The following is a 19830-nucleotide window of genomic DNA, read 5'->3' as shown; positions in this document are numbered from 1 at the left end:
GATGCTGCTCACGCGTGCTTTGGCTGTAGTAACAGGCGGCAGCAGTGGCATTGGCTTCGCGACCGCCCAGCGATTCCTGTCTGAAGGCGCGCGCGTGGTGATCAGCGGGCGCAACGCGGACAAGCTGAACCAGGCCGCGGCGAAGCTCGGCGAGAACACATTGGCTGTCGTCGCGGACTCGGCTAGTCCGGAGGCAATGCAACGGCTCTACGAGACGGCAGTCGCCCACTTTCAATGCGATGTCAATGTGGTGGTCGCGAATGCCGGTGTCTCGCGGCAAACACCCGTGCGCGAGACATCGCTGGCGCAATTTTCCGACGTACTCAACGTCAATGTCGGCGGCGTCTATGTAACCGTTCGCGAGTCGCTGCCGTTTCTCGGGCGACCGGCATCGATCATCCTCGTTGCATCGCTCGCGGCCAACCAGGGGACGAAGAATTTCTCGGCGTACTGTGCATCGAAGGCCGCCGTGATTTCGCTCGCAAAGAGCTTTGCTGCCGAATTCGTCGAGCACGGCATACGCGTCAACAGCATTTCACCAGGCGTTGCGCAGACGCCGATATTCGACACATTGGGAATATCCAGCGAGCAACTGGCGCAATGGTCGAACGTCATTCCGATGAAGCGGCCGGCTCACCCCGATGAAATCGCTGCAGCCATCCTTTTTCTCGCATCGGATGCATCGCGCTATATGACGGGCGCCGATCTCGCGGTGGACGGGGGGATGTCGGGGATCAGCCCGTTCTGATGGCCGTCGTTCGCATCTGGCCTCGAAGCCAGCCGCCGCATTCCGTGTAACATATGCATGCTGACCAACCCGGGATAACAACCCATCGCGGTTCGGAGACCAGACATGCAACTTGCAGACTTTATCTTGCGAGACATGGAGCCGATTGCGGCGCAATGGGAGGCATTCGCGGCCAGCCTGTCGCCTGCGGAACACATGGGCTCGGCGGATTTGCGCGAACACATCGAGCAGATCCTGAAAGACGTGGCGACGGATTTGCGTACCTCGCAAAGCCGTGAAGCCCGGCGCGAAAAATCAATGGGACGGGGCGCCGGGGTGATCGACCCGACGGACGAAACAGCCGCTCAACAGCATGGCGTGCTTAGGGCACGGGCGGGCTTCACCGTCAACCAGCTTGTCGCCGAATATCGCGCTTTGCGCGCCAGTGTGCTTCGCCTCTGGATGGACGACTGCGCGCCCGGCGGCCCCGATCCCGACGGCCTGATCCGCTTCAACGAAGCGATCGATCACGCACTTGCCGAATCGGTCACTTCGTTCAACGCGCAGATCGAGCAGAACCGCAATCTTTTGCTTGGGATGCTTGGGCACGACATGCGCAGCCCGCTCCAGGCCATTCAGTCCACCGCCTCGTGCCTGGCACTGCTCAATGCCGGGGAGCAGGTATCGAAGGCCGCCGACCGCCTGATACGGAGCGGCGCGAGGATGCAGGCACTGCTCGACGATCTCACCGAATTCAACCGGACCAAACTGGGTCTAGGCATCAACGTAGCGGTGGCGAACATCGATCTGGCAGCGGTGCTCGCTGACGAAGTGGATGAGTTGCGCGCGATTCATCCCGACAGGCAGATCGAATTGCACGTCAGCGGCGACTCGCGCGGCAACTGGGATGGTTCGCGTCTGCAGCAACTGCTTGGCAACCTCGTTCTCAATGCCATCAAATATGGCGCTCGCGACACGCCCGTGTGCGTGACGATGACTTGCGACGCTACGCATGTGCGCATCGATGTAAGCAATCGCGGCGCTGCGATCGGAACGGCAACGATGGCCAGTATCTTCGACCCGCTGATGCGAGGTCCGGCCAGTCAGAACGACGACGGGCGTGCGGGTAACCTGGGATTGGGTCTTTATATAGCGAGTGAAATCGTCAAAGCCCATCACGGCGCTATCGAGACGCGATCCAACGATGCGGAGACGACGTTTTCCGTGACGCTGCCGCGGACACCCGAACAGTAAGGATCGCGTCGTCAGCCGGTCTTCGGCCTCAGCCTGCTGCAAAATCGTCCAATACTTTTCCTCCGATCTTCTCTAGCATCCTCTCGAAGGCTGTTTCTCAGGATCTCAGGAGAAGGGAATTGTTATTGCAGACAGAAGCAGGTGCTTCGATCAATGCGGAGGCTCCGCAAAAGCCCGAGCGCTGTGTCATCGTCGTGGACGCAGCGTTGTCGCCCGGCAAGGCGTCGAACGCCGCGGCCGTCATCGCGTTTACGCTCGGGCAGCGGCACAGTCATCTGGTGGGTGCGCCATTGCGCGAGCGTGACGGTACGGCACATCCGGGTCTCATCCCCATCGGCATTTCGGTGCTCAAGGCCACGGTCGAGCAGTTGAGCGAGCTGCGTCAGAAATCGCTGGCGCACTGCGATGTGGTCGACTTCCCTGTGGAAGGCCAGGCCACCACCGATTACGCTGCGTTTCTCGACGCCGTTCAAGCGCTTTCGGGCGACTCACTCCGGTACCTGGCAATCGGCCTGGTCGGACCGAGGAACAGGATCAATAAACTGGTTGGCGGCTTTTCGCTGTTCGCATGATGGCGCCCAACATCCTATGATGATGTCTTCCGTCTGAGTTCAACGGGCCGCATCAAGATGAAAACCCTATCGCCGACGCCTTCTGTCAAGCTTTGGCACGCACCGGACGTCATGGATGCCGTCATGCTGAAAGGCCAGTTCGTCGGCCACCGGTATCCGCCGCACACGCACGACACGCATTGCCTCGCGGTGATCACGGGCGGCACGCTCGCGGTCGAGGTCGGGCAGGAGCGGCGCCTGTGCCGTCGAGGCGACGTGATCGTCATCGATGCGGACGTCGTGCATTCGGGTGTCGCCGCCGGCGATGGCCACTGGAAGATGCGCGTCGAACATGTGCAGCCCGCGTCACTCGCCGCTTATTGCGAGCGGCTTGGCGTGCCCCGACGTGAACGGTTCGATGTGGCGAGCCCTTTCATTACCGACCCGGAACTGTCGCGCCATCTCTACGGTGTGAACTGGTGCTCCGAAGTAGACGACGACCCATTCAAGCGCAGCGAAGTCCTCGCCTGTGCTGTCGTCGGTCTGCATGCGCGGCATGCACGCGCCGCCTGTCTGCCCGGCGCGCGCAGAGAGCCGGCTCTGGTCCGCGCGATCAAAAGTCGTCTGCGCGACGACCTCCATGCGCGCGTGACCTTGTCGACGCTTGCAGGCGAGTTCGGCGTGACGCCTTTTGTGCTGCTGCGTGCGTTCGAACGCGAAGCAGGGATGAGCCCTCATGCGTTTCAGCAACAGGAACGCGTGCGGCACGCGCTGCCCATGCTGCGAACGGGCAGGCCTATCGCCGAAGTCGGTGCGCGGACGGGCTTTGCCGATCAGTCGCACTTCACGCGTGTATTCAAGAAGCAAACGGGCGTGACGCCGAAGGTCTATCAGGCCGCGTTTTCGTAATCGCCCGGTGTGCAGGGGCGTGCAGCGATGGCACGGGTTTGACAGGAACCCACGGAACGTGGAAGTACACGTTTGGAATCACGTTGCGATGGCTGATGCGATTTTTCGCACGAACGGAGTTCCTTCGACGCTCGAGTAACAGGCTATCCGAGCCGTTGATAAGTTCGGGGTCGGTTCCGAAAAGATATTCTCGTCGCGATCAAAATTTCATCGATTCTCTATCGCCGGGCAGTCGGTAATTGTGACTTCATTCAGTGAGTGGCAATGGCGTCGATCGCCGGTCTCTGCCAGTGTCCTGCTTGCGGCGCAATAAGTCCAATAAATACCGCCTCGCGCCGCCGACCGGTCCGAAAAGATGAAATGTGCTTTCTCATGATTCGCGGCTAAGGCGAAATTTCCTTTCCTCAAATTAACATTGGAAAGAATCTCGCTAATTGGACCATGAATTGGCTTGAAGTATGTAATTCAAATCATTAGACGGGTATTATTTACCCCGATCGAACGGGCGGGGCGAACGAGTTGCAGGCTGCTCTTTCTTGAGTTGACGATGCTTGCATAAGGCGTCGGCACGAGAACCGTCGCGTCACCCCGTCATAGTGCGGTGGTTTTCCTGTCTTCAATTACACGCAACGAGCAGGTGAGTCACTGCCATTATCGATAAGCAGTACGTAATAAGTAGAGCGCGATTGCCCTGTCCTTCCCGTTCGAAGATCCACTCGACTATCGAATTTCTTTCCCCCGCAATTTACTCGAGAGAACCCATTTGCGATGATTAAACGACGTCAATTTCTTGGCAGCCTGTCGGCTCTTGGTGGCGGATACCTTCTGGGTGCGTATGGACAGGCTTTCGGAGCCGTAGCCAGTGGAGCGTCGCCCGACGGCACGACGATTCCTTCGGCTTCCGTGATCATCGACAAGATGGGCTCGCAGTGGACGGTCAAGAACGGCGTCATCTATCGCAACGGCACGACGGTGGGAACCACGTATAACGTGTCGCTGCTGCTCTGGTACGGCGGCAAGATGTGGCACATCGGTACGGGCGGGCAGTTCTATGTGTGCGCGGACCTCGATGTCTGGCTGCCATGCAGCGATCCGCGCGTCGCCGTCGCGGCACCGGCGGGAATGTTCTACGGGATCAACGGACACTACGACTACACGTATACGCCGGCGAAGCTCGTATCGATCCTGAAAGGCCTGGGCTGCACGACCTACCGCGTCGGATGTACCGACGATCCCGCCCAGATCAGTGCCGTTTCCAAACTGGCGCAGGCGTTCCAGTCGAACGGACTGTCGCTGCTGGTGCTGATCAATATGGGCATCTACGATTCAACCGGCAATCTGTTTCCAGGCGAGTCCGCCGCCTATAACCGCGGATTGCAGGCCGCCATGGCCATTGCGAATGCACTCAAGCAATACGGCGTCACGATGTACGAGTGCGGAAACGAATTGACGCGGCAAAATGCGACGATTCTCGACTTCACCAACGCAGGCACCAAGGTAATCGACTTCAATAACCTGAACTGGCCGATCATGCGCGGGGCGATGCGCGGAATGATCGATGGCGTGAAGGCTGTCCAGTCAGACGCGAAATGCGGCATTAACTTCTGCGTGGCCGATATCGGCGCAGCAGACGCGTTGTGGGACGGCATGCAACCGGATGGCTCGGGTGGCCACCCGAAAGTGCGCTGGGACATCACGACCTGGCACAACTACGAGGTGTACGGCGATATCTTCAACATCGGAATCGACGGCTCGGGCCCGGGGTTCGATCTGCCGACGTATTGCAAGGCGCGCTATGGCGTGCCATTCATGATCACGGAATGGAACACGGGGCCGGAGAAAGCTCAGGACTATCGCGCCAGCTACATCACGAAGACGCTGGGCAGTTTTTATCAGCAGCGGAAAACGCACAACGTTCAGTCGGTGATGTACTACATCCTCGATAGCGGGAACAACACGTTCGGCATTATGAAGGATGGCGTTGCACTGAATCCGCCGTACAGTGCATTCGCCTCTTTCATTTCCAGCAACGCCGACAACTGATCCCTTACGCGCCAACGTCGATGGGAGCGGGGGCAGCTGACGCTAATCGTTCTTTAGCTATGGAATCTGCGACAGATTTCGCTTTGCCTCCAGCAACTGAATCAGCAATTCATCGCGCTGGCGCAACATTTCCGTGAAATCGTACGGTGTGAGCTCCGCTTCGACGCCTTTCGCAATCGACTCGATGTACTCGTCGCTCTCGGGATAGGTGCCCAGGTCTTTGGCCCATTCACGCTGGGCGGGACCAAGATGCTGCAGCACATGCGTCACGCCGCCGGGGCCGCCCGAAGCATGAAGGTTGAGGAACGGCCCCAACAACGCCCAGCGCAGACCGGGGCCGTAGGCGATGGCCGCGTCGATTGCTTCCACCGACGCGACACCGCGCTGCACCAGGCTGATGGCTTCCTGCCACAGCGCCACCTGCAGCCGGTTCGCAATATGCCCCTTGACCTCCTTGTCGATCCTGATGGGCTTCTTGCCTGTCGCTGTATAGAACGCGATGGCCTTCGCGACGTTTTCGGGCGAGGTCAGTCGGCCGCCGCCCACCTCCACGAGCGGAATGATGTGCGACGGATTGAACGGATGTCCGAGGACGATCCGTTCCGGATGCCGGGCGCCCGTTTGGATGTCGCTGACCGACAGCCCCGAGGAGGACGATGCGATGATCGCATCGGCTTTCGCGGCCGATTCGATGGTCGCTATCAACGTGTGCTTGACGTCCAGCCGTTCCGGGCCGCTCTCCTGAATGAAGTCGGCATGCCGCACGGCAGTGCCGACGTCGGTCGTGAACGTCAGGTTCTGCCGCGAAGCGCCTTTGGCGAGGCCCAGGCGCCCGGCGGCGGGCCAGTTGTCGTCGATCCACTTGCGCAGCCGCGACTCGGCTCCGTCGCCGGGATCCGTCGCAGTGACGGCGAAACCCTGTGCAAGGAAATGCGTTGCCCAGCCCGCACCGATCACGCCCGTCCCGACAATCGCTACGTTGACGGCGCCCTCGTTCATGACTGCACTTCCAGGCAGGCCGCGCGGCTTGCTTCGCGCAAAGGCCGCAGTCCGATGATCTCGCGCGCCTCGGTTGGCGTAGCCGGCTCGTAGCCCATTTCGCGGACGAGGCGCACGAGTCTTTCGACCAGTTGCACATTCGTGGCCAGCTCGCCGTGTCGGTAGTACAGGTTGTCTTCGAGCCCGACGCGCACGTGCCCGCCCAGCAGCAGCGAATTCATCGCCGCGGGCAGCTGCGCCGCGCCGATGGCGCTGACGTTGAAGACCGTGTTGTCCGGCAGGTGATCGACCATGGTCTGCAACAGGCGCGGTGTATAGGGCAGCGCGCCCTGGAACGCGTTGGCGCCGATGACGATATTGATGAAATGCGGCGCGTCGTCGAGCCCCTCGTTGATGGCGCGCTGCACATCCTGAACGATGTCTGCGAGTCCGAACACTTCCCACTCCGGCTTGATTCCACGCTCCTTCATCATCGACGCAATCTGCCGGATTCGCGAAGGCGGCGTCGCGACGAGAATTTCCTTGCCGCCGAAGCTCGCGATTACCGTCTGGGCATCCAGCGTGCACATTTCGACGCCGTCACCTTGCATGCCTTTCAGGCGTTCTTCCCACTGGATCTCCCACAGGCCGTTGTCGAGTTCGCGCACCATATCGCCGTTGATGCCGCCGCCCGTGGAGTTGTTGAGGATGATGTCGCACTTGTCGCGGATCAGCCGGTTGATGTGACTGTAGATGGCGGGATCGCAGGTGGCCTGATCGTCGGGACGCCGTGCGTGCACCGCGACCACGCTCGCGCCGGCGTTGTAGCAGCGGTAGGTGTCGTCGGTGATCTCGCGCGGTTGCGTAGGAAGGGCGGGGTTCATTGCCTTGCTGGCCATGCCGCCCGTCGGGGCCACGGTCACGATGACTTTTGGCTTGCTCATGCTGGTGTTCTCCGGAGAAGAAATGGGTCGAGGACTTGTTTAGTGCCCGCTCGTGCTGTCGTTCGGGCCCACGCGGACCGCGTTCTTCGGCAGGCCGAGCAGGATCGTCAGGCCGCCCAGAATCACGACTGCGGTCAATGCAAGCAGGCCCAGCTGGATGCTGCCCGTCGCGCCCTTGATCCAGCCGATCATGGTCGGGCTGACGAAGCCGCCGAGGATGCCGAGCGAGCTGATCACCGCGATGCCCGCCGCCGCCGCATCGCGTCCGAGGTAGGTGGGAGGAATCGACCAGAACAGCGAACCGCCGCCAAAGATAAAGAACGAGGCGATGCAGAGCAGGGTCATCACAGGAACGACATTCGCATCGAGAAAGGAGGTCGAGGCGAGCGCCGCGGCGCCGAGCGCCAGGGTGCCCCCGACGTGCCAGCGGCGTTCCTTGAAGCGGTCCGAACTGCGGCTGATAACGAGGACACCGACGGCGCCGAAGACATACGGCACGGCCGTGTACCAGCCGATCGTCGCGATCGGTGCGATGCCGAGGCCTTTGATCATCGTCGGCAGCCAGAACGTGACCGTGTAGACGGCGCAAGCGCAGCAGAAGTAGACGAAAGCGAGCACATAGGTCTTTGCGTCCGTCAGCGCCACGACGAGCTTGCCCCGACGATGTCCGGTGTGCGCGTTGCGCTGCTGGTCGGCATCCAGTACCGACTGCACCAGCCGTTTCTCGGCGTCGTTCAGCCAGGGCGCGCGAGCCGGCCTGTCCGGAAGCATGCGGTAAAGCAGGAAGCCGAGCAGGACAGTCGGCAGACCCTCGACGAGAAAGAGCCACTGCCAGCCGTGCATGCCGCCGAGGCCTTCCATACGGCTCATGATCATTCCCGACAGCGGTCCGCCGAGCACGCCTGTGATCGGCATGCCGAACAGGAACAGTCCCGTCACGCGGCCGCGGCGCTGGCTCGGATACCAGTACGTCAGGTACAGGATGATGCCGGGAAAGAAGCCCGCTTCGAACATGCCGAGCAGCAGCCGCACGCCATAGAACTGCCACGGTTCGGTAATGAAAGCGGTTGTCGCGGACGTGAGACCCCATAGCACCATGATGCGCAGGAACGAAAGACGCGCGCCGATTTTCTCGAGCAGAAGATTGCTCGGCACCTCGAACAGCAGATACGTGACGAAGAAGACGCCGGCGCCGAGTCCGTAGACGGCATCGGAAAACGCCAGATCCTGCTTCATCTGAAGCTGTGCGTAGCCGATGTTGATGCGGTCGAGGAAAGCGAAGACGTAGGCGATGAGCACGATCGGCATCACACGCCAACTGATCTTGCGGTAGACGAAATCTTCCGCCGACCGGGCCGAAGACGGGCTGCCGTCCGCGTCCGTCGCCGGCAGCGCGCGAGCATGAGTCATTGCGTGTCTCCTGTGTTGTATGACACGCATTATTTCGGGCATCCGCTCTGACCACTGTCTATCCGGCGACAGTTGCGGTCAGGGCAAACGCCAGGCGGCGGCGGGGCCGCGACCGCAAGCGCGGACAGGAAGCGGACAGGAAGCGAACGGGAAGCGGACCTACTGCGCGAGCGCCTGCAGGCCGGGCAGATCCAGCACGACGATGCCGCCGTATTCGGTCCGTACGAGGCCGGCTTCCTTGAAATGCATCATCGCCTTGTTGCACGTCTGGCGAGACACGGCGGCGAGGTTGGCGAGTTCCTCCTGGGACAGTTGCAGATACCGTTCTCCACGCGGATTCGGCAACGGATGCACCATGCCCAGCAGCGCCCGGGCCACGAGACTGTCGGTGTTGAGCAGTCCGTACGCGGCCACATTGCCCATGAACCAGTGCAGGCGTTCGTTCACCTGCATCAGCAGGAACTCGTTGAACGAGGGTTGGTGGCTACGCAACCAGTCGAAGGTGGCGAGCGGAATCTGCGCGACGCGGCTGTCGCGCAGCGCGATCAGATCGGACTGGCGGGGCGCCTTGCGAATCAGCGTGCCTTCCCCAAACCAGCTTCCAGCCAGTTGTCCGCCCAGCGTGACCGTGCGCCCGTCGTGCGCGGTGATCGACCACTTGATCAGGCCTTCGAGCACGCCGAACCACACGTGCTGCCGATCGCCATGGCGGCCCAGAAGCTGACCCGTCGCGACAGCGCGCTCCGACGTGTCGGCACGCACCAGGCGCTGCGCGGGCTCGTCGAGCGACGTGAACCAGGGCGACTGAGCCAGCAGCTCATCGAGTGTGAGCGATGGCGCAGCCATCCGTATGGGGCGAGTCATCCTCGTCTCCTGACTGTTACGGGCGAATGCCGGCACTGCGCTGCTGCCGAGTGTCGCCGGATTGACAGATTCGCCGGAGCGGCACGGGAATAATCATTGCATTGAAACGGGAGTTCAGGCTCATGAGCAAGGAAATCGTCTACAGCGTCGATGTGCATTTCGGTGATTGCGATCCTGCGGGCATCGTGTTCTTTCCAAATTTCTCGCGTTGGATGGATGCCGCTTCACACCACTTTTTCAGGCGATGCGGCTTGCCCGCGTGGCATGAGTTGACGGACCCCGCGCAATGCATCGGACCGCCGTTGCTGGAAATTCATACGCGTTTTCTGACTTCGGCGACTCATGGCGAGAGACTCGATATCCATACCCGCATCGAAGAATGGCGCGGCAAGGTTTTCATCCAGCATCATCGCATCATGCGGGGCAACACGCTGATCTGCGAGGGCCAGGAAACGCGGGCGCTGTGCGTTCGGCGAGCGGACGGCGGCCTCAAGGCGGTGCCGATGCCCGACTATATCCGCGCGGTCTGTGCGTGACGGACGCAGACATCACTGCTTCAAAGGAGGGTCCATGGCAACCATGAATGATCAGCGCGTGCTCATCACGGCGGGCGCAGGCGGAATAGGCCGCGCCATCGCGGAAGCATTTCTCGCCGCTGGAGCGAAGGTCTTCGTCTGCGATATCGACGAGGCCGCGCTGAAGCAGGTCCGCGAGCAACTGCCCGGCGTGATGACCCGTGTGTGCGATATCGCCGACCGTGCTTCCGTAGCAGCGATGATGGCCGAGGCGGTCGCGGCACTGGGCGGCCTCGACGTGCTCGTCAACAACGCGGGCATCGCCGGACCTGCAGCGAGCGTCGAGAACTTCGATGCCGACGCCTGGGACACCGTGCTTCGCGTGAATCTCAACGGCACGTTCGTCGTGACGCAGCTTGCCATTCCTCATCTGAAGAAGTCGGCGGCCGGGTCGATCGTCGTCATGTCGTCGTTGGCTGGGCGCTTTGGCTATCCGAACCGTAGCGCGTATGCGACGACGAAGTGGGGGCTCATCGGTTTCACCAAGACGCTGTCGCGCGAACTGGGCGAATCCGGCGTCCGGGTCAATGCGATCCTGCCCGGCGCTGTGGCCGGTCCGCGCCTGCAGCAGGTCTTTCAGGGACGGGCTTCCGTCAGCGGGCGCAGCGTCGCGGAGGAAGAAGCGGCGGCGCTTGCCAACCAGTCGATCAAGCGCTTCGTCGATCCCGCCGCGCTCGCTGTCTTTCTCGCGTCGCCGGCCGGGCGTTCGATCTCCGGCCAGATGATTCCGATCGACGGGGATTCGCAAAGTGCGTCGTGAAGCTGGCGAGTCTGGTCGGCCGAAGCAGGGGATCGATCATGGCTCTCCGATTGAGATGACAAAACGTAGCGCAGGTGCGCCGCCATATCCTGCGTTAGCGTTGCCGCTGCTATTCTGCGGCGGCAGTCATGCACGACGCAGCCCCTATGCCGGCCAGTCAGTTTCCGCCGTGGTCCGCATGCGTGACCACGGTTGCGTGTTTCGTCGTTGCAGGTCTGGCGGCCCGGCACAGCCGATTTTTTCGTGTCTTGATCGAGGAACTCAGCAACGGCCGGCGTTACGGGGAACTGGACGGTCTGCGGGCCTTCCTTGCGTTCGCGGTCTTCCTGACGCATGCGGCGTCCAGCGTCGTGTCGACCTTAACGGCCTTCCGCAGTCGTGGATCCTGAATACAGCGATGTGGACGCTGCGTTATGAGTGGGTCTTCTATGCGCTGCTTCCGCTGCTCGCGCTGCTGATGACGATCTGGCGGTTTTGCGCCGTGACTGCAGTTGTCTTGCTGCTCGTCTATGGCGTGCAAGTGCTCGACGCCGTGTCGATCAACTTCCTGTTCGGCACAGCCGCTGCATTCATGTACACGCGCCGCCGAACCTTCATGGTTCTGCAAAAGCCGTTCGCGGCGATTGCTGCATTGGCTGCGCTCGGCGCGACGGCACTTCCCTTTGCGCAGGATTATGGCGTCCTGCAATCGCTCCTCGCCTTTCCAGTGTTCATGTGCGCGCTTTATAACAACAGCTTTTTTCGCCCTATTGTCGAGGCCTTTCGACATGCGGCAAAAGGGATTGGTCGTGCCTAAGGGTTTGTACCTATTCCGACAACATTCAATTGTTCTGCGAGGGCTTAATTGCATCTCTCCTCAGGCCTAGACTGCAAGCACTGAAACGCAAACGGGTGTTTGCGAAGACATCAAACCTGGAGGTAAGGATCATGAAACTCGTTCAATCGATCGTTGTTGCAGCCGCTCTCGCTATTCCTGCCATCTCGTCGTTCGCTCAATCGACCGACGCCGCTGAGGCAGCCAACGCACAGGTCACGCGCACGGATGTCGGCGGTGTCGCCGATGGCTCGTCGGCATCGGGTACGCAGCAACATGCCTTCCGCAACGCCGTTTCCCGCGTAGGTCACAAGATCGAGGGCTCGATCCGTCCGGATGCGAACTCGGGAATGAAGCCCATCTATTTCGGCAACTAAAGCCGCAACTAAAGCCGCAACTAAAGCGAACCGCGTTGACGGGCACGGTGTCGGGCTGCCTTCGGCAATGGGCTGAAGGCGGCGCAACGTAACACGGTGCTGGCCGCGCTTAGAGGTACGGGCGCCGCTCTCAGCCGACATGGTTGGCGCGTCTTCCGGCGGGCGTGAGGGCGCGCGTAGCTGACTGCAGTGGTCGGCTCTACGGCAAGCTCAAGCGGGCTCGGACGCCGCGCGCATCGAAGCATTCGACGCATCGAGTGCTTCCTCGATCAGTTCGATCCAGTGACGCACACGCGTTCTGCCCGCCCCGTCCAGATGCATCTGACAACCGATGTTCGCCGTCGCGATGATGTCCGGCTGTCCGCTTTCGAGCGCAGTCAGCTTGTTGTCGCGCAGCTTTTGCGCCAGCTCGGGCTGCGTGATCGAATACGTGCCCGCTGAGCCGCAGCACAGATGACCGTCGGGGACGGAGGACAGATCGAAGCCGAGCCGCGTCAGTACGCTTTCGACTGCGCCGCCGAGCTTCTGCGCATGTTGCAGCGTGCAGGGACAGTGAAACGCGACGCGCAACGCGTTGGCATCGCGGGCCGGCTGCAGGGCGTCGAGCGGCTCGGCCGCCAGCACTTCGACGAGGTCGCGCGTCAGCGCGCTCACACGCGCGGCCTTCACAGCGTAGAGGGGATCGTTGCGCAGCAGATGTCCGTATTCCTTCACGAACGCGCCACAGCCGCTCGCCGTCTGCACGATCGCTTCGGCGCCTGCTTCGATTGCGGGCCACCATGCGTCGATATTGCGGCGCGCGCGGTCGAGGCCAGCGTCCTGCGCGTTCAGGTGATAGTCGGTGGCGCCGCAGCAGCCCGCTTCGTGAGCGGGCGTCACGCTGATACCGAGTCGATCGAGCACGCGCGCCGCCGCGGCATTCGTATTGGGCGACAGCGACGGCTGCGCGCAACCTTCGAGCATCAGCACGCGGCGTGCATGACGCGTCGCGGGACGCGGTTTCGCGGGCACGGCGGCGCGCGCCGGAATCTTCGCCTGCACGCTGGCAGGCAACAGCGGCCGCACGGCGCGTCCCGCCTTGAGCAGCGTGTCGAACACGGCGGGCCGCGGAATCACGGTGCGCAAGCCTTTGCGCGTCAGGCGTTCGCCGACAGGCCGCTCTACGCGCCGTTCGAGTTCCGCGCGCCCGATATCCAGCAACCGGTGATACGTGACGCCCGACGGACACGTCGTTTCGCAATTGCGGCACGTGAGGCAGCGGTCCAGATGCAGTTGCGTCCTGTCGCTGACAGGTTCGCCTTCCAGCAACTGCTTGATCAGATAGATGCGTCCTCGCGGCCCGTCGAGTTCGTTGCCGAGCAGCTGATACGTCGGACACGTCGCATTACAGAAGCCGCAATGCACGCACGAACGCAGGATGCTTTCCGCTTCCGCGGCATCGGGCAGAGCTTTCGCGTGAGAGTCGAGATTCGTTTGCATGAGCGCGCTCGCTTCAGAGATCGGCGTACAGACGGCCGGGGTTCAACACGCCATTCGGATCGAGGCGGCGTTTCAGTTGGCGCTGATATCGCAGCAGCGGTGCGGCGAGCGGCTGGAACGGCTCGCGCTCTGGCGACGGCGTGAAGCACGTCGCATGTCCGCCCGCGGCGTGCGCGAGCCGACGGATTTCTGCAGCAGGCGCTTCGCTCTTGAGCCAGCGCTGCGCGCCCGCCCAGTCGGTCAGCACGTCGCCCGGCAATGGCATCAGCGGTGTCGCATTCGGCAGCGACAGACGCCACAGCGGACGCGTGTCCGCGAAGAACGGCAACTGGTGATCGCGCAACGCATCCCAGAACGCGCAGTCGATCTCGTCGCCGCCGATCCGCTCCACGGCCGACTTCACCGATCCGCTGCCGCCTTCGAGCCGTACATGCAGCTTGCCGTCGAGATAACAGGCGCCGCTCACGGGCAACGCGGCCTTGCGCCATGCGGACAGTTCGCGCATCGCATCGTCAGCGCCGAGCGTGAGCGCGAACGTGCGGCGCTCGCGCGGCTTCGGCAGCACCTTCAGCGACACTTCCGTCAACACGCCGAGCGAACCGAAACTGCCTGCCAGCAAACGCGACATGTCGTAGCCTGCGACGTTCTTCATCACCTGACCGCCGAAGCGCAGATGATCGCCGTCGCCCGTAATCACGCGGCAGCCGAGCACGAAGTCGCGCATCGAGCCCGCCCACGGGCGGCGCGGTCCCGAGAGCCCGCTTGCAACGGCACCGCCCGCTGTGCCGTTGCCATCGAACAGCGGCGGCTCGCACGGCAGCATCTGATCGGTGTCGTCGAGCACGGTGTTCAATTCGACAAGCGGCGTTCCCGCGCGCGCAGTGATCACGAGTTCGGTCGGGTCGTACGCGACGATGCCGCGATGCGAGCGCGTATCGAGTTCCTCGCCCTGTACGTCGCGGCCCAGAAATCGCTTGCTGTCGCTGCCGCGAATGCGCAACGGCGTGTGCTGGGCGATCGCGCGCTGAACCTGCGCGATGAGGCGCGCGCTGTCGTCCATTGAATCGAATTCGCGTCGCATCAGAAGCGCTCCAGTTCGGGAAACGGCAGCTTGCCGTGATGAATATGCATCGCACCGAATTCCGCGCAGCGATGCAGCGTCGGAATGTTCTTGCCGGGATTGAGCAGACCGTCGGGATCGAATGCGGCTTTCAGCGAATGGAACAGCGTGAGTTCTTCGCTGCTGAACTGCACGCACATCTGATTGATCTTCTCGCGTCCGACGCCATGTTCGCCCGTGATGCTTCCGCCGACGTCGACGCACAGTTCGAGGATCTTCGCGCCGAGCGTTTCGGCGCGCTCCATTTCGCCCGGTGCGTTCGCATCGAAGAGAATCAGCGGATGCATGTTGCCGTCGCCCGCATGAAAGACGTTGGCGACGCGCAGGCCATATTCGTCCGACAGCGCCGCGATGCCGCGCAGCACGCGCGCCAGTTCGCGGCGCGGGATCGTGCCGTCCATGCAGTAGTAATCGGGCGACACGCGGCCCACGGCGGGGAACGCATTCTTGCGGCCAGCCCAGAAGCGCTGGCGTTCGGCTTCGTCCTTCGCGATGCGGATATCGGTCGCGCCCGCTTCGCGCAGCAATGCGCCGACGCGTTCGCAATCTTCCTGCACGTCGGATTCCGCGCCGTCGAGTTCGCACAGCAGGATCGCTTCGGCATCGACGGGATAGCCCGCGTGGATGAAGTCCTCGGCGGCGCGGATCGCGAGGTTGTCCATCATTTCGAGGCCGCCTGGAATCACGCCCGCGCCAATGATCTGCGCGACGGCCGCGCCCGCTTTCTCTACGTCGTCGAAGCTCGCGAGCAGCACCTTCGCGCTTTGCGGCTTCGTCAACAGCTTCACGGTGACTTCCGTGACGATGCCGAGCATGCCTTCGGATCCCGTCAACAGCGCGAGCAGGTCGAAGCCGGGCGAGTCGAGCGCTTCGGAGCCAAGCGTCAGGCGCTCGCCGTCGATGGTCATCACTTCGAGCTTCAGGATGTTGTGCACCGTCAAGCCGTATTTCAGGCAGTGCACGCCGCCCGCGTTCTCGGCGACATTGCCGCCGATCGAGCATGCAATCTGCGAGGACGGATCGGGCGCGTAGTAGAGGCCGTGAATCGCGGCTGCCTGCGAGATCGCGAGATTGCGCACGCCGGGCTGCACGCGCGCGATCGACGCTTCGGGGTCGATGTGCAGAATGCGGTTGAAGCGCGCCATCACGAGCAGGATGCCCTGTTCGAGCGGCAGCGCGCCGCCCGACAGCCCCGTGCCCGCGCCGCGCGCGACGACGGGCACTTTGCGCGCCGCGGCGAATTTCAGCAGCGCCTGCACCTGCTCGATCGAGTCGGGCAGCGCGACCATCATCGGTGTCGTGCGATAGGCGGAAAGTCCGTCGCATTCGAACGGACGCAGATCCTCCCGGTCGTGCAGCAGTTGCAGGCCGGGCACGAGGCGTTGAAGTTCGGCAACCAGTGCGGGCTTGTCATGCGCGGGCAAGGGGCCGTCGATCCGTTCGTCGTAGGCATAGCTCATGGGGCGTCTCCGTGGGCGCGCAACGTGCTTTCGCAGATGCAGTGTGATGCGCCGCTTATCCGTGTAGCCGCCGATTGTTCCCGTTTCGTATCGTGCTGTCGATGGACGAAGCAAGTGGTCGTACCAGTTTTTTGTGTTGATAGAATGGCGCCGTATGTGTTGATAACCGTCAATAGAAGCGAATCGGCGGTATCATCGGTTGCATGAAAAACCAGTCATGAAAGTGGTCATACCAGTGATTGAAGAAACGGAAGCGGGCGGTAAAGAGGCCGATCGCAAGATCGCCGATGTAGTCGCGGAGCGTATCGAACGGCTGATCGTCGATGGCGTGCTGAGGTCGGGGCAGGCGCTGCCGTCCGAGCGCCGCCTGACGGACAAGCTCGGCGTATCGAGAACCGCGCTGCGCGAAGGGCTCAAGCTGCTGCGCGCGCGAGGCATCATCGAAACGGCGCACGGCAAGGGCTCGTTCGTCGCGAATCTGACTGCGCAGCCGCCGCAGTCGCCGCTGATGCATCTGCTCGCTTCCCAGCCGCGTACGCTCTATGACCTGTTCGAAGTGCGCGGCATGCTCGAAGCGGAATCGGCGCGTCTGGCCGCGCTGCGCGGCACGCCCGCCGATTACATGATGATCACGCGCCGTTACGAGGAAATGCTCGCCGCGCACGAAACCGATACGGACCCCGCGACGCACGCCCGCCTCGACCACGCGTTCCATCTGGCGATCTGCGAGGCGTCGCACAATCCGGTGCTCGTACATACGCTGAGGTCGCTGACGGAACTGCTGCTGAGTTCGGTGTTCGCGTCGGTGAACAATCTTTATCACCGGCAGCCGCATCGCAAACGGATTGACCGCCAGCATGCGAAGCTCTATAGCGCGGTGACGGGCAAGCTGCCCGAGCAGGCATACCGGACGGCCGCCGATCACATCAACAGCGTGCGCGAAAGCCTGCAGGAGATCGAGCAGGAAGAGCAGCGGCTGGTTCGCGCGACGCTCAGGCTCGAAGGCTGGAAGTGATGGGTAAGCGCGAGAAGCGTCCTATCGCAGCATGGCCTTGAAAGACTGCACGACATCGGCATTGAACTGTTCATGGAACGCCGCCCGGTCGAAGCCCGGCAGACTCTTGCAGATTTCCGGGCGCATCCGTAAGAGACGCGCATCGCAGGGTGGCAGAAAGTCGTAATGACCCGCGTTGGCAACGACGCGATAGCCGGGCGTACGGGGCAGGTCGTCGCGTACGGGCTCGTCATAGTCGGGATGCGGTTGATGTCGATCCTGCTCAGCGCTCCATAACTGTACCGGGATGCGAACGCCGCTTAGCCCTGCACGGCCGAAAGTGAATCCGAACGAAGGTGCAGCGATCACGACGGCTTTAATGCGCGGATCATGGACCCAGGCATCGACGGGGACATTCGCGGCGGAACGGAGGTCGACGCCGGCGTGCTGCAGCGCCTCGCACAGATCATGATCCGCGTGGAGTTCGCAAAACGGCGCGATCTTCGACAGATCCGGCACGCCGCCTGCGGCGACGAGCACGGTGAAACCGCCGTTGGAAAAGCCAAAGGCGCCAACGCGGGCTGCATCCAGCCGGTCTTGCCCACGCCACTCCTGAAACATGTAGTCAACCAGCCGGTGAAGCTGCGCGGGACGGCGCCAGAGCTGCATTACCCGGCTCTGATCATCGAACGTGTCGCCTGCGTGACTGATCGCCGCCGCGACGAAGCCCGCGTGTGCCAGGGCGAGGGCCGTGTCGTAATGGCCGCCGTACCAGTTTCCGCCGCCGTGCGACAGCACCACCAGTGGCAGCCGATCACCCATGATCGGCGCGTCCGGCGCTACAGTCTGGGTGACATTGCCCAAGGCGTGCGGCGTCGCCGGTGCAGCGGTCGGGTACCAGATGCCGGCGGTGAGCGGCGGCTCGGCTCCATTCGAAATCTTGACTTCCTCGAAGCCGACGTCGGCCGCGAGAACGGGCGCGCAAACCAGACTCCACACGACCGCGATAGTGGCCATCAACTTCAAGGTGGTCTCCGTCGTCATCGTTGCTCGGGCCGAACGGCATTGGGCACGCGCAACAGGACGAGCAATCGCTACGGGCGAAACAGGTCCGTCGCGTTGATCGCCCGCAAGAATGGAAGCGAAGCTCGTCGAAAAGGCTGCTCCCGATGGTACAGGACGGTGTCCGATATCCGATGTTTGGGCTCAGGAGTGTGAACCTTTTTGCAGGTTGACGCCGCGCGAGTGCTTTCACTTCAATGTCCGCCCGTCCGCGCCGCCCGATCGACGAAGCCGAACAGAAACACGGCAACTGTAAATCCCAACGCGACGAGACAGACGCCGCTCCATCCGGCCCACGCCCAGGCTGCACCCGACAGCGCCGCGCCGATCGCGCCGCCCACAAAGAAGATGCCGACGAAGAGCGCATTCAGGCGGCCACGCGCCGAGGGATTGATGAGGTTGATTGCGCGTCGGCCGAGCGTCTGATCGGTGATGACGCCGGCGTCGAGCGCTGCCGCGCCAGCGACCAGCAGCGCGAGCGCCAGCACGGGATGTGCGGCTGGAGAGAATCCGCCCCAGCCCGCGCCGGCAGCAGCGAGCACAAGCACGGCCGCGATCATTACGAGGTGCGAGACGATCTGCGTGACGCGACCCGCACCGCGGTCGCCGAGATAACCGGCGAGCGGCGTCACGATCGCACCCGTCGCGCCTGCCAGTGCGAACGCCGCAATCCCTTGCATGCCGAGCGAAAACGGCGGCTGCGCGAGCAGTAATGCAATGGCTGTCCAGAACGCGCTGAATGCGCCAAGCGCGAGCGCGGCCAGCGTCGCGCGCCGTTGCAGGACAGGCTCGCTGCGCAGCAGTGTCCAGAGAGAGCGCAGCAGTTCTGCGTAACGCGCGCTTGCGTGTGGCGCGTGATCCGGCAAACGCAGATACAGCACGACGGCGAGCAGCGCGTCGGCCGCCGCCTCGATGCCGTAGAACGCGCGCCAGCCAAGCGATCCGGCGATGACGCTCGCGAGCGGACGCGACAGCAGAATCCCGAGCATCAGTCCGCTCATCACGTTGCCGACCGCGCGGCCGCGTCGACTTTCGTGCGCCATCGCGGCGGCCATCGGCACGAGCATCTGGATCACGCTCGACGTCGCGCCCGCCATGAACACCGACGCCAGAAACAGCCAGCCCGACCGCGCCAGCGACGCCAGTGCGATGAACGCCGCGCAGCAGGCGAGCGTTCTGACGATCAGCCGCCGGTTCTCGAGCAGATCGCACAGCGGCACGAGCAGCAGCAGGCCTGCCGCATAGCCGAGTTGCGGCAGCATCGCGATCAGGCCGGCCAGCTCGCGCGGCAGATTCAGTGCCCGGCTGACCGGCCCCGTCAAAGGCTGCGCCGCCGACAGATTCACGACTATCACGCCGACGGCAGCGGCGAAAAAGACCGTCAAGGCCGCCGTCAGCGTACGTCCGGCAGGTTGTGCGACAGGCGCAGGCGTCAGCGGAGAGGGCGGTGCGAGGTTGCGCGGGCAGGTGTCGGCGGGCTGAGTCATCGTTCGATTCCGGGAGGTTGCG

General features: G+C 62.8%; 20 protein-coding genes. 11 read left to right on the top strand and 9 right to left on the bottom strand.

Going from position 1 to position 19830, the window contains the following annotated elements:
- Position 1 precedes the first annotated feature (1 nt).
- The 5 genes from FRZ40_RS38415 to FRZ40_RS38395 all read left to right on the top strand — a co-directional run bounded on the left by FRZ40_RS38415 (position 2) and on the right by FRZ40_RS38395 (position 5484).
- Positions 2-748, top strand: coding sequence for an SDR family NAD(P)-dependent oxidoreductase (locus tag FRZ40_RS38415; RefSeq protein WP_028366113.1), 747 nt, complete (start codon positions 2-4; stop codon positions 746-748).
- Between the two features lie 105 nt (positions 749-853).
- Positions 854-1981, top strand: a complete 1128-nt coding sequence (locus FRZ40_RS38410) for a sensor histidine kinase (RefSeq protein WP_147237689.1) — start codon at positions 854-856, stop codon at positions 1979-1981.
- Positions 1982-2106: 125 nt separating this feature from the next.
- Positions 2107-2553, top strand: coding sequence for a DUF2000 domain-containing protein (locus FRZ40_RS38405; protein WP_240057463.1), 447 nt, complete (start codon positions 2107-2109; stop codon positions 2551-2553).
- Between the two features lie 123 nt (positions 2554-2676).
- Complete coding sequence (locus FRZ40_RS38400; RefSeq protein ID WP_240057462.1) at positions 2677-3441, top strand: helix-turn-helix transcriptional regulator; 765 nt, start codon at positions 2677-2679, stop codon at positions 3439-3441.
- A 768-nt stretch (positions 3442-4209) separates the two neighbouring features.
- Complete coding sequence (locus FRZ40_RS38395; protein ID WP_147237686.1) at positions 4210-5484, top strand: hypothetical protein; 1275 nt, start codon at positions 4210-4212, stop codon at positions 5482-5484.
- A 57-nt stretch (positions 5485-5541) separates the two neighbouring features.
- Here FRZ40_RS38395 and FRZ40_RS38390 read toward each other — a convergent pair whose 3' ends face one another.
- The 4 genes from FRZ40_RS38390 to FRZ40_RS38375 all read right to left on the bottom strand — a co-directional run bounded on the left by FRZ40_RS38390 (position 5542) and on the right by FRZ40_RS38375 (position 9680).
- Positions 5542-6483 carry a 3-hydroxyacyl-CoA dehydrogenase NAD-binding domain-containing protein gene (locus FRZ40_RS38390; protein WP_147237685.1) on the bottom strand — a complete coding sequence of 314 codons (942 nt, stop codon included), beginning with the start codon at positions 6481-6483 and terminating at the stop codon, positions 5542-5544.
- A complete protein-coding gene (locus FRZ40_RS38385; RefSeq protein ID WP_147237684.1) occupies positions 6480-7406 on the bottom strand; it encodes a beta-keto acid cleavage family enzyme in 927 nt (308 codons plus the stop codon). Before FRZ40_RS38385 ends, FRZ40_RS38390 begins: the two co-directional genes overlap by 4 nt.
- 39 nt (positions 7407-7445) lie before the next feature.
- A complete protein-coding gene (locus FRZ40_RS38380) occupies positions 7446-8816 on the bottom strand; it encodes an MFS transporter (protein ID WP_051446320.1) in 1371 nt (456 codons plus the stop codon).
- Between the two features lie 159 nt (positions 8817-8975).
- Positions 8976-9680: a Crp/Fnr family transcriptional regulator gene (locus tag FRZ40_RS38375; protein WP_147237683.1), complete on the bottom strand. Its 705-nt coding sequence runs from the start codon at positions 9678-9680 to the stop codon at positions 8976-8978.
- A 122-nt stretch (positions 9681-9802) separates the two neighbouring features.
- Between FRZ40_RS38375 and FRZ40_RS38370 the strand changes: the two genes are divergently transcribed.
- From FRZ40_RS38370 to FRZ40_RS38350, 5 genes are all read left to right on the top strand, one after another.
- Positions 9803-10216, top strand: a complete 414-nt coding sequence (locus FRZ40_RS38370) for an acyl-CoA thioesterase (RefSeq protein WP_028366103.1) — start codon at positions 9803-9805, stop codon at positions 10214-10216.
- Positions 10217-10250: 34 nt separating this feature from the next.
- Positions 10251-11015, top strand: a complete 765-nt coding sequence (locus FRZ40_RS38365; RefSeq protein WP_205019836.1) for an SDR family oxidoreductase — start codon at positions 10251-10253, stop codon at positions 11013-11015.
- A 128-nt stretch (positions 11016-11143) separates the two neighbouring features.
- Positions 11144-11404 (top strand): hypothetical protein, encoded by a 261-nt coding sequence (locus tag FRZ40_RS38360; RefSeq protein WP_147237682.1) that lies wholly within the window; start codon positions 11144-11146, stop codon positions 11402-11404.
- An 8-nt stretch (positions 11405-11412) separates the two neighbouring features.
- Complete coding sequence (locus FRZ40_RS38355) at positions 11413-11811, top strand: hypothetical protein (protein ID WP_147237681.1); 399 nt, start codon at positions 11413-11415, stop codon at positions 11809-11811.
- A gap of 131 nt (positions 11812-11942) precedes the next feature.
- On the top strand, positions 11943-12206 hold the full coding sequence (locus FRZ40_RS38350) for a hypothetical protein (RefSeq protein WP_147237680.1): 264 nt from the start codon (positions 11943-11945) through the stop codon (positions 12204-12206).
- A 210-nt stretch (positions 12207-12416) separates the two neighbouring features.
- On the opposite strand, the gene glcF is transcribed toward FRZ40_RS38350, so the two are convergent.
- The 3 genes from glcF to glcD are packed head-to-tail and all read right to left on the bottom strand — an operon-like array spanning position 12417 to position 16265.
- Positions 12417-13685, bottom strand: a complete 1269-nt coding sequence (glcF, locus tag FRZ40_RS38345) for a glycolate oxidase subunit GlcF (RefSeq protein ID WP_147237679.1) — start codon at positions 13683-13685, stop codon at positions 12417-12419.
- A 13-nt stretch (positions 13686-13698) separates the two neighbouring features.
- Entirely contained in the window at positions 13699-14766 is a 1068-nt protein-coding gene (glcE, locus tag FRZ40_RS38340; RefSeq protein ID WP_147237678.1) for a glycolate oxidase subunit GlcE, read from the bottom strand.
- Complete coding sequence (gene glcD / locus FRZ40_RS38335; protein ID WP_028366098.1) at positions 14766-16265, bottom strand: glycolate oxidase subunit GlcD; 1500 nt, start codon at positions 16263-16265, stop codon at positions 14766-14768. The genes glcE and glcD overlap by 1 nt, the downstream gene beginning before the upstream one ends.
- Positions 16266-16482: 217 nt before the next feature.
- On the opposite strand from glcD, the gene glcC reads away from it, so the two are divergent.
- Positions 16483-17280: a transcriptional regulator GlcC gene (gene glcC, locus FRZ40_RS38330; protein ID WP_147237677.1), complete on the top strand. Its 798-nt coding sequence runs from the start codon at positions 16483-16485 to the stop codon at positions 17278-17280.
- A gap of 21 nt (positions 17281-17301) precedes the next feature.
- On the opposite strand, the gene FRZ40_RS38325 is transcribed toward glcC, so the two are convergent.
- Positions 17302-18303 carry an alpha/beta hydrolase family protein gene (locus FRZ40_RS38325; RefSeq protein ID WP_240057461.1) on the bottom strand — a complete coding sequence of 334 codons (1002 nt, stop codon included), beginning with the start codon at positions 18301-18303 and terminating at the stop codon, positions 17302-17304.
- Positions 18304-18515: 212 nt separating this feature from the next.
- Positions 18516-19808, bottom strand: coding sequence for an MFS transporter (locus tag FRZ40_RS38320; RefSeq protein WP_147237676.1), 1293 nt, complete (start codon positions 19806-19808; stop codon positions 18516-18518).
- Positions 19809-19830: the final 22 nt, after the last annotated feature.

The organism is Paraburkholderia azotifigens (assembly GCF_007995085.1).
GTDB classification, from domain to species: domain Bacteria; phylum Pseudomonadota; class Gammaproteobacteria; order Burkholderiales; family Burkholderiaceae; genus Paraburkholderia; species Paraburkholderia azotifigens.
Note: the sequence above shows the minus strand (reverse complement) of the source record. Positions and strands in the feature narration are given on the sequence as shown.

What these genes read in the sequence shown, in the direction of transcription:
- FRZ40_RS38415 (WP_028366113.1), top strand. Translation starts at nt 2, where the DNA reads ATGCTGCTCACGCGTGCTTTGGCTGTAGTAACAGGCGGCAGCAGTGGC.
- FRZ40_RS38410 (WP_147237689.1), top strand. Translation starts at nt 854, where the DNA reads ATGCAACTTGCAGACTTTATCTTGCGAGACATGGAGCCGATTGCGGCG.
- FRZ40_RS38400 (WP_240057462.1), top strand. Translation starts at nt 2,677, where the DNA reads ATGCTGAAAGGCCAGTTCGTCGGCCACCGGTATCCGCCGCACACGCAC.
- FRZ40_RS38395 (WP_147237686.1), top strand. Translation starts at nt 4,210, where the DNA reads ATGATTAAACGACGTCAATTTCTTGGCAGCCTGTCGGCTCTTGGTGGC.
- FRZ40_RS38390 (WP_147237685.1), bottom strand. Translation starts at nt 6,483, where the DNA reads ATGAACGAGGGCGCCGTCAACGTAGCGATTGTCGGGACGGGCGTGATC.
- FRZ40_RS38385 (WP_147237684.1), bottom strand. Translation starts at nt 7,406, where the DNA reads ATGAGCAAGCCAAAAGTCATCGTGACCGTGGCCCCGACGGGCGGCATG.
- FRZ40_RS38380 (WP_051446320.1), bottom strand. Translation starts at nt 8,816, where the DNA reads ATGACTCATGCTCGCGCGCTGCCGGCGACGGACGCGGACGGCAGCCCG.
- FRZ40_RS38375 (WP_147237683.1), bottom strand. Translation starts at nt 9,680, where the DNA reads ATGACTCGCCCCATACGGATGGCTGCGCCATCGCTCACACTCGATGAG.
- FRZ40_RS38370 (WP_028366103.1), top strand. Translation starts at nt 9,803, where the DNA reads ATGAGCAAGGAAATCGTCTACAGCGTCGATGTGCATTTCGGTGATTGC.
- FRZ40_RS38365 (WP_205019836.1), top strand. Translation starts at nt 10,251, where the DNA reads ATGGCAACCATGAATGATCAGCGCGTGCTCATCACGGCGGGCGCAGGC.
- FRZ40_RS38360 (WP_147237682.1), top strand. Translation starts at nt 11,144, where the DNA reads ATGCACGACGCAGCCCCTATGCCGGCCAGTCAGTTTCCGCCGTGGTCC.
- FRZ40_RS38355 (WP_147237681.1), top strand. Translation starts at nt 11,413, where the DNA reads ATGTGGACGCTGCGTTATGAGTGGGTCTTCTATGCGCTGCTTCCGCTG.
- FRZ40_RS38350 (WP_147237680.1), top strand. Translation starts at nt 11,943, where the DNA reads ATGAAACTCGTTCAATCGATCGTTGTTGCAGCCGCTCTCGCTATTCCT.
- glcF (WP_147237679.1), bottom strand. Translation starts at nt 13,685, where the DNA reads ATGCAAACGAATCTCGACTCTCACGCGAAAGCTCTGCCCGATGCCGCG.
- glcE (WP_147237678.1), bottom strand. Translation starts at nt 14,766, where the DNA reads ATGCGACGCGAATTCGATTCAATGGACGACAGCGCGCGCCTCATCGCG.
- glcD (WP_028366098.1), bottom strand. Translation starts at nt 16,265, where the DNA reads ATGAGCTATGCCTACGACGAACGGATCGACGGCCCCTTGCCCGCGCAT.
- glcC (WP_147237677.1), top strand. Translation starts at nt 16,483, where the DNA reads ATGAAAGTGGTCATACCAGTGATTGAAGAAACGGAAGCGGGCGGTAAA.
- FRZ40_RS38325 (WP_240057461.1), bottom strand. Translation starts at nt 18,303, where the DNA reads ATGACGACGGAGACCACCTTGAAGTTGATGGCCACTATCGCGGTCGTG.
- FRZ40_RS38320 (WP_147237676.1), bottom strand. Translation starts at nt 19,808, where the DNA reads ATGACTCAGCCCGCCGACACCTGCCCGCGCAACCTCGCACCGCCCTCT.